The sequence below is a fragment of the Brevibacillus brevis genome, from assembly GCF_001039275.2.
Classification (GTDB): Bacteria; Bacillota; Bacilli; order Brevibacillales; family Brevibacillaceae; genus Brevibacillus; species Brevibacillus brevis_C.
The window spans coordinates 4,111,855-4,124,913 of the sequence record NZ_CP030117.1; the positions used below are offsets into that span (position 1 = coordinate 4,111,855).

The following is a 13,059-nucleotide window of genomic DNA, read 5'->3' on the forward strand; positions in this document are numbered from 1 at the left end:
GAGCTTTGCATGTACGCTTTTTACGACGATTTTGGCTTACCTGTCAAGCTAACCTTTTCCTCCGAAGAGTATCGTAACCACCAAGCAGGTCACGTGCTGATCTTCGCTTTTTATCAAGGGAAGCTGTTATTTACTCGCCATCGTACACGCGGCGTGGAGCTACCAGGGGGAAAAGTAGAAGCGGGTGAAAACAGCCTGGCGGCAGCAGTTCGTGAGGTCTATGAAGAAACCGGCGCCATTCTGGAAGGGATTGAGCGCATCGGACAGTACACCATCGACGACTCGATGCGAAAAGATATTTATATCGCAAAGGTAGCGTATTATACAAACCAGCCAAGCGGCTCAGACGTGCTTGCCACCATTGTGTTTGCGGATATTCCGCGAAATCTAAAAGGCAAGCAGGAATTTAGCCGCATTCTCCAAGATGATGTGTACCCGCTCGCACTTGAACGAGCTTTACGTCATCCCTTTGCGAAGTCCTAACCATCATAAACAGGCTCGTCTCTGTCGCTCTCCGATATTGTATTCGGTGAGAATGACCGACAGAGACAGCCTGTTTATTGTTTTTCCTTTTCCTTCTTTCCAGACAACACACGCTTGACGAGCTCATTGGGATCAAAGCCGTACTTTTCGATGGCGCTCTCACGTTGTACCTCGTGTACCGTTTCTGGTTCAATTCCCAGTACCTCTGATATTTGCCGCCACCCTTTCGTCTCGCTGTCTTTTGCCCCTTGCCCTTGCTTCTCGACCTGCTTGGGCTTCAAGAAAAAGATCGCAAGCACAGCGAAAACGAGCGATAAACCTGCGATCGATAGAAACATGACCGTCCGAGAAATTCCGAGCAACCAGGTAAAAATAGGCGGGCCAATCGCAACACCGATAAAACGGACACCGCTATACAAAGAAGTAATCATACCCCGCTCTGTTTTTTGTACGGCCCCAACGATCATGGAGTTCAAGCATGGTAATATCATCCCCGTTCCCACGCTACCGATGACCAAAATGCCTATGAGGACATAAGCCCCTTTGACAAAGCTGGCCAGAATGTAAGACGTAGCCAGCAAAAACATGCCGATTATCACAAACAGACGCATCAGCTTCAGCTTCTTTTTGATAATGATTCCTGTCACATAGGCCGCTATACTCATCACGAGCAAGGGAATCGCCAAAAAGAAGCCTTTGATGACACCATCAATCTTATATTTTTCCTCCAATAAGTCAGACAGGTAAAACAGTACCCCAAACAACGTGAACAAGCAGATGCTCCCAATAAAAAACGCGGGGACAAGCCATTTTCCATGCTGTTTAAACACCTGCGCGATCGAATGCATGTACTGCTTAACGGGGAGCGGCTTCTTATCCTGTTTCTTTTCCTTGGTCAGAAATAAAAACATCAGGAGGACGACACCGCAAATAATTGGAAAAGCTAAAAAGACCATGTACCAAGAAATGAGAGCAAGCAAGGAGCCAAAAATCGGACTTAATACTTTTCCCATCCCGTTGGATGTCTCCAAGAGCCCCAATGCCCTACTCTCCGAAGCGCCGTCGAACAGATCCCCTACCAATGCCATCGCGATGGGCGCTGTACCGGCGGCCCCGATCCCCTGCAAGACACGCCCTCCCATGATGGCCATATAAGGTTGATCTATCCACAACGCGGCAAGCCCTGCGACCAAACCACCCAGACCATATAGAGCAAGGGAGATGATAATGACGATTTTTCTCCCAAATCGATCCGACAAATAGCCGGCAAAAGGAATCACAATACCTGCTGCAATCGAAAAAGCGGTGATCAACAAGCTCGACTGTAAAGCGGTGAGCTTCATTTCTGTTTTCATTGTAGGCAGTACAGGGATCAGCATCGAGTTGCCCAGCACCATAACGAGTGGAACCCCGACGAGCCCAATCAGGTTTTTCGCATTTTGTGCCATACGAAACTCCTTGTCTTACGCATAAGCGCTACCGTCCCAGCGCAACGCGTTAATAATCTCCCAGTCAGGTTCAATGCCTATTCCCACGCCAGTAGGAAGCGTCACTTCGCCATTTATGGGTCGCAGCGGAAACAATTGTGTAAACGGGTTCTCCATAACGTCCCATTCGACAGGCTCAATCGGATGGCTATCCATCTTGGTCCATGCCAGCAAGCACGCCTGTGCAAATAACGTATACAATCGTGCCAGTGATCCGTCAAAGGAATGTGGAGACACGCGATAGCCAAACTGACGGGCCATTTGCAGATGCGTTCGATAATCGTCAATGCCCCCCGTATGCATTAGGTCAGGCTGAGCAATATCGATGGCCCCGCCCTCATACAAAGGCAAAAACTGTGCGCAGCGAATCAAGTTTTCTCCTCCAGCAAGCGGAATGGATATAGATGCACGAAGCTTGACATATTCGTTTGTGCGATCCATGGGCATCGGCTCCTCCAGCCAAAGCCAATTGCCATAACGGGAAAAAAGCCCTTCCCACTTCCTTGCAGTCGCACAGTCGTAGCTCTGATTGGCATCTACCGCTACGTGAACTTGTTCCGGTAGCAAATTCATCAGTTTTTCGATATGCGTCTGATCCTCTTGAACAGAGCGCCCGCCAATCTTTACTTTCACCATTTTGAACCCATCGTCGACTTGCTGGCTGACTTGCTTCCATGACTGCTGCATCCAGTCTGCTGTTTCACGGTAAGATTGGAGGGAAGCATATACCGGGATGCCAGAATGAATCTGGCCTCCCCACAGTTGACACACAGATAGCCCCGCTGCTTTCGCCAAAATTTCCGTAAGTGCCATACTGACACCTGAAGCTGATCGCTGATGCCACTTTCCTATGACATCGACTATGGCTACTCTGTTATCCACCTGCTTACCCAACAAGTACGGGATGATGCGCTCACAAAAGCCCTTATGGAGCGTCGGCAGCCAATCGATAATTTCTCCCCAGCCATCGATTCCAGCCCTCGTGATTATCCGAATGAGATAACTGGTTCGATAACGCTTATACCCATTTGCATCGCCGTAAGCTTGCGATAGACGTTGTAGAAGCGGATACGTTTCCACGCGCTCAATTTGCAGGTCAAAGACCGCTACCTGATCATGAGTAGTCATCCATGCCCTCTCGTTCTGCTTGCTCTCCCTCGTAATCGTCATACGAGAGGAAATTTCCTTTCCCTTCTCCTTTTCTCATGTACTCCTCATACGTCCCGCTTCTCATAAAATGCACACTGTCCGGTCCGTGATAGCCCTCAATATCGGTATAACCGATTTCCTCTACAGCTTCTACAAAGCCATCCGGCTCATTGCTCTCGATATACATTTCGTCGTAATCCGTTTTATCGGGTTCCTGGTACGAGAAAGGCGTGCTGGATGTCCCCCATGACTCGACAATTTGCCAAGCATCCTCACCATCGAATCCGTTCTGTCCTTCTTTTTCATCCAGAGATGTACGTCCGAAAGGCGGCTGCAAAAACTGTTCCTCGATCGGACGTGACTCGTTGATTGACGGCGCTGGTGCATGCTCCTTGCACGTTTGTGCCTGAGGCAGTGCTTCCAGTCGCTCCACCGGTATTTGCTCTCCACAGACCGTACAGAGGCCGTAGGTGCCTTCCTCCATACGCAGTAGCGCCTGATCAATCTCTTTTAATGTCTCACGATCGAGACTGTCTAGGGCCAAATCTTTTTCCCGTTCAAACATCTCACTGCCGATATCTGCCGGATGATTATCGTACATGGCAAACTCTTGCAAAGAGGTTGTCATCGGTTCTCTCATGCCATAATGGTCCTGTACGCGGTCTTCCAGTTCTTTTTTCTGTTCCAGCAGCTTTTCCCGGAAGCTGGCCACCATCTTTTGGTCCACGCTGTACACCACCTTTGTTTGGTTTCCTCAACAGGTAGTATGTCTTGGTCCCGTAGGAAATATGACCACGAAACGGTCATGGCCGTTTTGGTGGTTCGCATATGGCCTATCACAGCAAAAAACCTGCCACCCCCAAAGGGAATGACAGGTTAATCAACCGATTTTTATTCTGTTACATGTGCGTAGTGTTGTTCTACGACATCTGCGCAACGCACGCAGAGCGACGGGTGCGACTCGCGAGTGCCAACATCCGGTTTCACTACACGGCAACGCTCGCATTTACCACCGTCTGCGGCCGAAACCACAGTAGCAATTCCTTCGAGTTGTACTGCTTCTGCCGGAGCAGAACCGCTGTGTACATCCACGTGAGCTACGATGAACAGGTCAGCGAGATCGTCCATTGCTGCCAATGTTTTCGCAACTTCTTCCGTTTGTGGGTACAGAGCCAGCTTCGCATCAACGGAGTTACCGAACACCTTGTTGCGGCGCGCTTCTTCCATGGCTTTGAGAACCTCGTCACGAATCGCCAGGAACGCATCCCATTTGCTCTCTGCTTCTGCTGCAAAGCTGAGATGTTGTTCATCGCCTTCTGGCATGTCCGTCAACTGCACACTCTTCTCTTCCACGCCTGGAATGAACGCCCATACCTCATCGGCTGTGTGTGGCAACAGTGGAGCAACCAGCTTCACCAGATTGAGCAAGCAATCGTACATCACTGTCTGTGCAGCGCGTCGTTTCAGACTATCTGGCGCTTCTACATAAAGGCGGTCCTTGCAAATGTCCAGATAGAACGCGGACAAATCAATGACGCAGAAGTTGTGAACAGCATGGAAAACGGTATGGAACTGATATTCATCGTACGCTTTGCGTGTACGCTTCGCGACTTTTGCCGCTTTCGCCAGAACATAACGATCCAGCTCTCCCAGCTCTTCGTACGCTACGCGGTCTGTTGCTGGATTAAATCCATCCAGGTTACCCAACAGGAAACGGAACGTATTGCGGATTTTGCGGTACACCTCAGCGATCTGGTTCAGAATCGCATCGGAAATCCGCACATCAGCCTGATAATCAACAGAAGCTACCCACAGACGCAAGATGTCTGCGCCCATCTTGTCAATAACTTGTTGAGGCACGATGACGTTACCGAGGGATTTGGACATTTTGCGTCCCTCTCCATCCAATGCAAAGCCGTGGCTCAGGACGGATTTGTAAGGAGCTGTGCCATACACGGCAACACCCGTCGAGAGAGAAGAGTTGAACCAGCCACGATACTGGTCAGAGCCTTCCAGATACATGTCGGCTGGCCAAGCAATGCCTCTTTCGCGTAAAACAGCCTGGTGGCTGGAACCAGAGTCGAACCAAACGTCCATAATATCCGTTTCTTTACGGAAATCCTTGCAATCGCATTTGGTGCAAGAAAGCCCTTCTGGAACCAGCTCATTTGCTTCACGGGAGAACCATACTTTCGATCCTTCTTTGCGGAACAGATCAGCAACATGGTTGATTGTCGTGTCGTTAATGATCGGTTCGTTACACGATTTGCAATAGAAGATTGGAATCGGAACACCCCATACACGTTGACGGGAAATGCACCAGTCGCCACGATCCGCAATCATGTTTGCCAGACGAGTTTCTCCCCAATGCGGAATCCATTTTACATTTTTAATCGCTTCGAGCATTTGTGTACGGAATCCGTCGATAGACGCGAACCATTGCTCTGTCGCGCGATAAATAACCGGTTTTTTCGTACGCCAGTCATGTGGGTAGGAGTGGGTGAAGAAATTGAGCTTCAAGAGTGCTCCGTTTTCTTTCAGCTTTTCTGTAATCACTTTGTTGGCATCTTCGTAGAACAGACCTTCAAAGCCTGGTGCCTCGTTGGTCATTTTACCTTCGTGATCTACTGGGCAAAGGACACCCAAATTGTATTTTTGACCAATGTTAAAGTCATCTTCCCCGTGTCCTGGAGCAGTATGAACGCAACCAGTACCTGCATCCAGGGTTACATGCTCACCCAGGATGAGTGGAGACTTGCGATCGTAGAACGGATGCTGCGTTTCTACGCCTTCCAGATCTTGACCTTTAAAGGTCGCGAGAATCTCTACGCCTTCCCAGCCAATTTCTTTGCTCGCAGCTTCAATCAGACCGTTGGCTACGAGGAATTTGCGGCCATCTACCTTCACTACGTTGTACTCGAGTTCAGGGTTCAGGCTGATTGCAAGGTTTGCTGGCAATGTCCACGGAGTCGTTGTCCAGATAACAACGCCTGTTTCTGTATCCAGCTTGCCTTTTCCATCTGCTACCTGGAAGCTGACGTAAATAGAAGGAGAGCGCTTGTCTTTGTATTCGATTTCTGCGTCAGCCAGAGCCGTCTCAGAGGACGGAGACCAGTACACGCAACGCAGACCTTTGTAAATATAACCCTTTTTCGCCATTTCGCCGAATACGCGAATTTGGTTGGCTTCATACTCAGGCAGGAGTGTTACATAAGGGTTTTCCCAATCTCCACGAACGCCCAGACGCTTGAATTGGTCGCGTTGCTTGTCGATGTAGGACCAAGCATACTCTTCACAGCGCTGGCGGAAATCGTTCACTTCGATGCTGCGACGATCCAGCCCTTGTGCATTGATAATCGCTTGCTCAATCGGCAAACCATGTGTATCCCAGCCTGGGATGTACGGCGCATAAAAGCCTGCCATGGATTTGTAGCGAACGATGAAGTCCTTGAGGATTTTGTTCAGTGCGTGACCGATATGGATGTCTCCATTCGCATACGGAGGGCCATCATGCAAGACAAAAGACGGGCGGTCTTTCGTACGATCTAACACCTGTTGATAAATATTTTGCTCTTCCCATACCGCTTGCATCTGTGGCTCGCGGCTTGGCAAATTTCCGCGCATGGGGAAATCTGTTTTTGGTAGCGCTAAGGTTTTGCTGTAATCCATGGCCTGATTCACTCCTTAAATAAATAAAAGCCTTCACTCATCCCATAAAAGGGACGAGAGAAAGCTCCCGTGGTACCACCCTGATTGAACAAACCCGTACGGCAAAAAGCCTTCATCGGATTTGTTCCACTTCACTCATTCGTAACGGGAATGACGCGCTCACTTACTCACCTGTTTCACCATCAAGGTTTTCTGGGCTTTCGGATATTGAACTCCCGGGTGATTTTCTGCGAAAGCAACTGGCCGGGTTTTCACCTTTTCCCGGCTCTCTAGGCAGTGCTGGCTCACGTACTCTTCCCGTTCATCGTCTATGATTTGGATAAGCCTGTTTAACTACGATAAGTGCTTTGTTTCGAAAAAGTTGTCTTTCATTATAATACCATCATTGCTCGAACGTCAATGATTTATTCAACTGTTACAGGCGAATCAACTTGTGGCTGTTCAATGCTATCCCAATCGCCATTCTCCAGCATTTCCAACTGTGCTTCCAAAAGTGTCCGAAAGCGCATTCGGTAAACCGAAGCACGTTTTTTTAATTCTTCGATTTCGATTGCGATTTTGCGCGACTTCGCCAGTGCTTCATTGACAATTCGGTCTGCATTTTTCTCGGCTTCTTTTAAGATGAGCTGCGCTTCTTTGCGGGCATTCGACTTCACGTCTTCCGCTGTCTCCTGCGCCACCAGAATCGACTTGCTCAAATTTTCTTCCAAGCTCTTATAGTAATCTACGCGTTCATTCAAAATGGCTACGCGTTCTTCCTGTTCTTTTTTCTCTTTTATCAAGAGCTCAAAATCTTTGATCACCTGATCGAGAAATTCATTCACTTCGTCAATGTTATACCCGCGAAAGCCTGTGCTGAATTCCTTATTGTGTATATCCAACGGCGTTAATGGCACATGAACCCCCCACTTTTCCCGATAATTCGTATTCAATCATTTCGACAGGATTAGCAGTGTTTCCTGCCGTATTTTACAATTTTTTGCGCCATGGTCCATCTTATGTAACCAGTCCGACAATCATGCGAAGTCTTCCGCTGCGTGTTGGACCTGCTACCTCAAGAATTTTGAACCGACCATAGCCCGCTAGAGACACCATATCACCCATCTGAAGTTGATAAGATGGGTCTTCGATTACTTTCCAGTTGATTTTTACTTTTCCCGCTCGAATTGGCACCAATGCTTTTGCGCGAGACATATTGTGTACTTCTCCGATGATCGCGTCAATCCGCGGTGAAGGCACGGTGATCGTTTTCTCTACAAACCTGGGTGCAGGTGGTGTGAACGCCTCCCATGCTACCCGCTCAAACTGAACAGATGTCCGATGAATTTGCGTCACCTGCGCACAGACAAAATCAGCGACTTCCTCTGCTACAATCGCGTAGCTCCCAGCTGAATCTGTCAGCATATCTCCGAATTTCTCCCGTTTCATCCCGACACCCAGCATTGCCCCCATCACATCTCGATGCTCCAGCACATGAAAGCGCTGATCAGCCTTGATTGCCAATAAGGTAAGGCGATAATCCTCAGGCTCGACAGGAAGGTACTCCGGATGGACGATAATCCGAACACGCTCTGCCCCCTCGTAGCCTCCATAAGAAGAAACCTTCACATCGGTTACTTGGGAAGAGAGACTCTGAAAAATCATCAACTGCCTCGGGTCTACAAAATCAGTAAGGCGCATGGCCTGCTTCCGCTCTACTTGCGTCAGCATTTCCAGCGCCCGTTCAACAAAGGGACGTTCTTCTTTTGAAAAATGGTCAAATATGCTCATCGTATCACTCGCCTACATGATTTGTTGCAAAATGGCGAACAGGCCAGATTGGGCAAAGCGCAGTGCAATCAATGCGACAATGGGGGAGATATCGATGAAGCCGAGCGGTGGGATAAACCGGCGAAATGGAGCCAAATAAGGCTCAACCAGTTTTTCCAGTAACTGTCCGATGCCTGTACCTCTCATTTGAGGAACCCATGACATCAAAATGTAAGCAATAATCATGTATTGATATACCGTAAAAACAAAGTTTAAAACCGAAAAGACAGCAAACATTTGCTCACCCTTTTAATTTCGTCTTAATTGGCTACTCTTCCAATACGCTGGAGATCGTACCCTGAATATCTACATGGTCAGGCGTGCACACGAAGATCGTGTCTCCGACCTTTTGGATATCTCCGTTTAGTGCGTAGACCGTCCCGCTCAAAAAGTCGATAATTCTTTTAGCTTGGTCTTTTTCCACGCGATGGAGGTTGACCACAACCGGTCTACGATGACGCAGGTTGTCAGCGATATCCTGTGCATCGCTGTAATGACGGGGTTCACAGAGAATCAAACGGATTCCCTCCTTTTCCCGTGCTTGAAACGGTACCACGTTGTTAGATCGGCCGATCGCTGGCTGGCGTTTTTGCGAGGACTCTTGCTCTTCTCTTTCCTCTTCCACCGTTGTTGTCTCTTCGATGTATTCCTCGTTCTCTAACCCCAGAAACCCCATCAATTTATTCATAACACCCATACTCTTCCTCCTCTCTTACTCCGTGGTTTGGTCTGTTTTCCTTTACTCTGGCTTGACCAATACCGATCCCAAACGAATATATGTAGCTCCCTCTTCAATGGCCACTTCAAAATCACTAGACATGCCCATAGACAGCTCTTCCACCTGTGCGTGTGGGAATGCCATTTCGTTAATCCGTTGCTTCCACTCATAGAGGCCACGGAACACCTGTCTGGCTTCCTCTTGGTTTTCGACAACAGGCGCCATCGTCATTAATCCGACGATACTTATATGTTTCATATTACTGGTTTCGCGCAAAAAAGCCAATACGTCATTGGGACTAAGCCCAAATTTTGTCTCTTCACCGGATATATTGATCTGCAAAAAGCATTTTACGACATGATCCAACGCTTCACCGCGTCGATTCAGCTCTTGTGCCAAAGAAAGTCGGTCCAGAGAATGGATGTACGGAAATCGTCCCACGACTTCTTTTGCCTTGTTCGTCTGGAGATGCCCGATAAAATGCCAGATCCCTTTATCGCCGTGTAGCTGGTGCTTGGGCAGGGCATCCTGTACGCGATTTTCCCCGATATTCTCTACGCCTACAGCGAGCAAGTCCCCAATGGCATCTGCATCGACATACTTGGTCACGGCAATAATTTTTACTTCCTCACGTTTGCGGTTCGCCCGATCGCAAGCAGCCTGAATTCTTGCTTCGATGGATTGCAGTCGTTCTTTTAACAATTCTTGTTCCTTGGTCATAACGAACCCTTCCCTTTCTTCTACAGGTTTTCCTTCCAGCCGATATAGGAAGCCATGCGTCCAGTCGTCCCTTGTATCCCGGCTTCCTTGCGATGAGAGAAAAACAAGTCTGTTCTGCAGCTTGTACACCAATCTGTGGATAAAATATTCCCTGATGAAATTCCTGCTTCGAGCATTATCGCTGTGTTTAGCTGACGAAGGTCCAGCATATACCGCTCCCCTGTCGAGGAGATGACTGCTTTTTCCCATTCGCCTGCACAAATGCGTACCTGCGTCATGATTCGCTCATCGACTTCATAGCAACAGCCGCCAATGGATGGGCCAATTGCGACGCGGATATCCTCTGGCTTTGCTTGATAGTGCTTCGTCATGGCCTTCACCATTTCCTCGGCAATACGGCCTACTGTCCCTTTCCAGCCTGCGTGCGCAAGTCCGATTGCTCCCGATTGGGGATCCAGAAAATAGAGGGGAACACAATCTGCATAAAACGAGGTCAGCATGACTCCTTTTTCAAGGGTAAACAAACCATCCGTTGCAGATATGACGTCCTCCAGACTTTCTTTTCCCGCACCGCCTGCTGTGACCTGACAAACCCGATTCCCGTGCACTTGATCGGCGCATGTCCACGCCGTAAAAGACATCCCGACTTGTTCTGCCAGCTTGCGTCTATTGGCTACTACGTTCGTAGATTCATCACCCACGTGCAGCCCCATATTAAAAGACCCGTACGGTTGTTCACTTTCCCCGCCTGAGCGAATGGTAAACCCCGCCACTAATCCAGGAAATTGTTGCTCCCACTCTGTTAACGATAAGATTGACTTATCCTCTACCCTGACAAATGGTTCTCTCATGCTGTCACCTTCCTCATATGGCTAATCATACCATAGCCGAAAAGAAAAGAAAGGCTATCCGTGCCTTTCTCCCTTAACGCGTTAGTATTCATCTCCACCAGAAGTTTTCGATTCAACTTTAAGTGCTTCTTCCATCCGAACAAGCACCACATCTTTCCCGATCTTCACAATATTACGCCAGGGTATAACGTAATCGTTCCCGGCAGAAAAGAAGCCGAGAAACTTGCCTGGTCCCGGTACGACGATTGCCTCTACACGACCGTGACGCAGATCGATCTCCAAATCTGAAACTTGCCCAAGACGTTTCCCATCGAGAATATTTACCACTTCTTTGGTCTGGAAGTCAGAGATTTTTACCATTCTTCCTCACCTTCTTTTCTCCGTTACTTTCAGTATATGAGTCCAAAGAGGAATATGTCCGCTTCTTTGCCAAAAAGTAAAGGCGAAGGAAAACTAACTTTTCTACTCGTACAAAAAACCCGAACGGTACAAGACCGCCGGGTCGCCTATGTCGTTTCTCCTTACGATTGAACGTGCTTTTGCATATGGGCAATTGCCGCTTTTTCTAATCGAGAGACCTGTGCCTGCGAGATACCGATTTCCTCTGCTACTTCCATCTGCGTTTTTCCTTCGTAAAAGCGCATGGATAATATCATTTTTTCTCGGTCACCTAGCCGCTGCATTCCCTCACGAAGCGCAATTTCCTCTACCCACGTGACATCTTTGTTCTTCTCGTCACTAATCTGATCCATGACGTAAATCGGATCGCCGCCATCCTGATAAATCGGTTCAAACAATGAAACCGGATCTTGGATCGCATCGAGTGCAAACACGACGTCTTCTTTGGCTACGTTCAATTCCTGAGAAATCTCGATAATGGTAGGCTCTCGCGAATGTTTGTTGGTCAGATTGTCACGCACCTGCAAGGCCTTGTACGCGATGTCTCGCAAAGAGCGGGAAACGCGAATCGGATTGTTGTCCCGTAAATAGCGTCGAATTTCTCCGATGATCATCGGTACGGCATACGTAGAAAACTTCACATTTTGTCCGAGATCAAAGTTGTCGATCGCTTTCATCAATCCGATGCAGCCCACTTGAAACAAGTCATCCACGAACTCTCCGCGATTGTTGAACCGTTGGATTACGCTAAGCACCAGTCGCAAGTTGCCGTTGACCAGCTTCTCGCGAGCAGCCAGCTCCCCACTTTGCAGGCGCTCAAACAATTCCCGCATCTCTTTGTTTGTCAACACCGGAAGCTTGGAGGTATCTACCCCGCATATCTCTACCTTATTGCGCGTCACGTCTTTCCCTCCTCGAAGCAAGAAAAAAGTCCCTAACCCGGTTGTCTTGAAAGGCCGCGTAACTGACGCGTAGCCGACCAAGAAGGTGGCAAAAACCACCATCTGTTTCGGTTTAGGAACAGTATCCCCCCAAGCTGGGAAAATATGCGTTAGACCATCTTGTTGAATTCTTTTCGCAACCGTTTTATAATTCGCTTTTCCAAACGCGAAATATACGACTGTGAGATTCCCAACAAATCCGCTACATCCTTCTGTGTCTTCTCCTCTTCTCCCGCTAAGCCGAAGCGCAGCTCCATGATGATTCTCTCTCGGTCAGACAGCTTATCCAGTGCTTTTTTCAGCAGCTTTCGATCCACTTGATCCTCGATATTTTTATAGATCGTGTCATTTTCCGTACCCAAAACATCTGACAGCAACAGTTCATTGCCATCCCAATCAATGTTAAGCGGTTCATCAAAAGATACCTCTGAACGAATTTTATTATTGCGACGAAGGTACATGAGGATTTCGTTTTCGATACAACGAGAAGCATAGGTTGCCAGCTTGATGTTCTTGTCTGGATCAAAGGTGTTCACTGCCTTGATCAAACCGATGGTGCCAATGCTGACCAGGTCCTCAATGTTAATTCCCGTATTCTCAAACTTGCGGGCGATGTATACGACCAGACGGAGATTGCGTTCAATTAGCATTCCGCGGACAGCCGGATCACCAGACGGCAGCCGTCCGAGCAGCAGCTCCTCTTCTTCTCTGGTCAACGGTGGAGGTAATGCTTCACTCCCGCCAATATAATAGACTTCTTCGGCGCGTACACCAAGCCAGAGCAAGATTCGGTACCAGGTCAATTGGAGTTGTAGGCGAAGTTTTACATACAT

The 13,059-nt window shown here is 48.4% G+C and carries 14 protein-coding genes and 1 other annotated feature; of the genes, 1 reads left to right on the forward strand and 13 read right to left on the reverse strand.

Features of this window, described 5'->3' with window-relative positions; genetic code table 11:
- Nucleotides 1-9: 9 nt before the first annotated feature.
- Complete coding sequence (locus AB432_RS19725; RefSeq protein ID WP_048033731.1) at nt 10-483, forward strand: NUDIX domain-containing protein; 474 nt, start codon at nt 10-12, stop codon at nt 481-483.
- 74 nt (nt 484-557) lie between these two features.
- Here the strand turns inward: AB432_RS19725 and AB432_RS19730 are convergent, their stop codons facing one another.
- The 13 genes from AB432_RS19730 to sigE form a co-directional block, all read right to left on the reverse strand.
- Nucleotides 558-1,931 (reverse strand): MFS transporter, encoded by a 1,374-nt coding sequence (locus AB432_RS19730; protein WP_048033732.1) that lies wholly within the window; start codon nt 1,929-1,931, stop codon nt 558-560.
- A 15-nt stretch (nt 1,932-1,946) separates the two neighbouring features.
- Complete coding sequence (locus tag AB432_RS19735) at nt 1,947-3,098, reverse strand: mandelate racemase/muconate lactonizing enzyme family protein (RefSeq protein ID WP_048033733.1); 1,152 nt, start codon at nt 3,096-3,098, stop codon at nt 1,947-1,949.
- Nucleotides 3,085-3,858 (reverse strand): TraR/DksA C4-type zinc finger protein, encoded by a 774-nt coding sequence (locus tag AB432_RS19740; RefSeq protein WP_048033734.1) that lies wholly within the window; start codon nt 3,856-3,858, stop codon nt 3,085-3,087. Before AB432_RS19740 ends, AB432_RS19735 begins: the two co-directional genes overlap by 14 nt.
- A 152-nt stretch (nt 3,859-4,010) precedes the next feature.
- Nucleotides 4,011-6,788, reverse strand: a complete 2,778-nt coding sequence (ileS, locus tag AB432_RS19745) for an isoleucine--tRNA ligase (protein ID WP_048033735.1) — start codon at nt 6,786-6,788, stop codon at nt 4,011-4,013.
- Nucleotides 6,789-6,834: 46 nt separating this feature from the next.
- Nucleotides 6,835-7,102: a binding site (T-box leader), on the reverse strand.
- Nucleotides 7,103-7,192: 90 nt separating this feature from the next.
- Nucleotides 7,193-7,684 (reverse strand): DivIVA domain-containing protein, encoded by a 492-nt coding sequence (locus AB432_RS19750; RefSeq protein ID WP_007717747.1) that lies wholly within the window; start codon nt 7,682-7,684, stop codon nt 7,193-7,195.
- Between the two features lie 100 nt (nt 7,685-7,784).
- Nucleotides 7,785-8,558, reverse strand: coding sequence for a YlmH family RNA-binding protein (locus AB432_RS19755; protein ID WP_048033736.1), 774 nt, complete (start codon nt 8,556-8,558; stop codon nt 7,785-7,787).
- A 12-nt stretch (nt 8,559-8,570) separates the two neighbouring features.
- The gene (locus AB432_RS19760) at nt 8,571-8,834 is read right to left on the reverse strand and encodes a YggT family protein (protein WP_048033737.1); all 264 of its coding nucleotides are present in this window, start codon (nt 8,832-8,834) and stop codon (nt 8,571-8,573) included.
- 31 nt (nt 8,835-8,865) lie between these two features.
- Nucleotides 8,866-9,294 (reverse strand): cell division protein SepF, encoded by a 429-nt coding sequence (locus tag AB432_RS19765; RefSeq protein ID WP_048033738.1) that lies wholly within the window; start codon nt 9,292-9,294, stop codon nt 8,866-8,868.
- Nucleotides 9,295-9,336: 42 nt separating this feature from the next.
- Nucleotides 9,337-10,035: a YggS family pyridoxal phosphate-dependent enzyme gene (locus AB432_RS19770; RefSeq protein WP_048033739.1), complete on the reverse strand. Its 699-nt coding sequence runs from the start codon at nt 10,033-10,035 to the stop codon at nt 9,337-9,339.
- Between the two features lie 20 nt (nt 10,036-10,055).
- On the reverse strand, nt 10,056-10,886 hold the full coding sequence (gene pgeF, locus AB432_RS19775) for a peptidoglycan editing factor PgeF (RefSeq protein ID WP_048033740.1): 831 nt from the start codon (nt 10,884-10,886) through the stop codon (nt 10,056-10,058).
- A gap of 81 nt (nt 10,887-10,967) precedes the next feature.
- The gene (locus AB432_RS19780) at nt 10,968-11,246 is read right to left on the reverse strand and encodes a YlmC/YmxH family sporulation protein (RefSeq protein ID WP_048033741.1); all 279 of its coding nucleotides are present in this window, start codon (nt 11,244-11,246) and stop codon (nt 10,968-10,970) included.
- 161 nt (nt 11,247-11,407) lie between these two features.
- Nucleotides 11,408-12,187 carry an RNA polymerase sporulation sigma factor SigG gene (sigG, locus tag AB432_RS19785; RefSeq protein ID WP_007717728.1) on the reverse strand — a complete coding sequence of 260 codons (780 nt, stop codon included), beginning with the start codon at nt 12,185-12,187 and terminating at the stop codon, nt 11,408-11,410.
- Between the two features lie 149 nt (nt 12,188-12,336).
- Nucleotides 12,337-13,059 carry an RNA polymerase sporulation sigma factor SigE gene (gene sigE / locus AB432_RS19790; RefSeq protein WP_007717727.1) on the reverse strand — a complete coding sequence of 241 codons (723 nt, stop codon included), beginning with the start codon at nt 13,057-13,059 and terminating at the stop codon, nt 12,337-12,339.

Bases quoted from the DNA above. Each gene is read 5' to 3' on its own strand.
- AB432_RS19725 (WP_048033731.1), top strand. From the start codon at position 10: ATGTACGCTTTTTACGACGATTTTGGCTTACCTGTCAAGCTAACCTTT.
- AB432_RS19730 (WP_048033732.1), bottom strand. From the start codon at position 1,931: ATGGCACAAAATGCGAAAAACCTGATTGGGCTCGTCGGGGTTCCACTC.
- AB432_RS19735 (WP_048033733.1), bottom strand. From the start codon at position 3,098: ATGACTACTCATGATCAGGTAGCGGTCTTTGACCTGCAAATTGAGCGC.
- ileS (WP_048033735.1), bottom strand. From the start codon at position 6,788: ATGGATTACAGCAAAACCTTAGCGCTACCAAAAACAGATTTCCCCATG.
- AB432_RS19755 (WP_048033736.1), bottom strand. From the start codon at position 8,558: ATGAGCATATTTGACCATTTTTCAAAAGAAGAACGTCCCTTTGTTGAA.
- AB432_RS19760 (WP_048033737.1), bottom strand. From the start codon at position 8,834: ATGTTTGCTGTCTTTTCGGTTTTAAACTTTGTTTTTACGGTATATCAA.
- AB432_RS19765 (WP_048033738.1), bottom strand. From the start codon at position 9,294: ATGGGTGTTATGAATAAATTGATGGGGTTTCTGGGGTTAGAGAACGAG.
- AB432_RS19770 (WP_048033739.1), bottom strand. From the start codon at position 10,035: ATGACCAAGGAACAAGAATTGTTAAAAGAACGACTGCAATCCATCGAA.
- pgeF (WP_048033740.1), bottom strand. From the start codon at position 10,886: ATGAGAGAACCATTTGTCAGGGTAGAGGATAAGTCAATCTTATCGTTA.
- AB432_RS19780 (WP_048033741.1), bottom strand. From the start codon at position 11,246: ATGGTAAAAATCTCTGACTTCCAGACCAAAGAAGTGGTAAATATTCTC.
- sigE (WP_007717727.1), bottom strand. From the start codon at position 13,059: ATGTATGTAAAACTTCGCCTACAACTCCAATTGACCTGGTACCGAATC.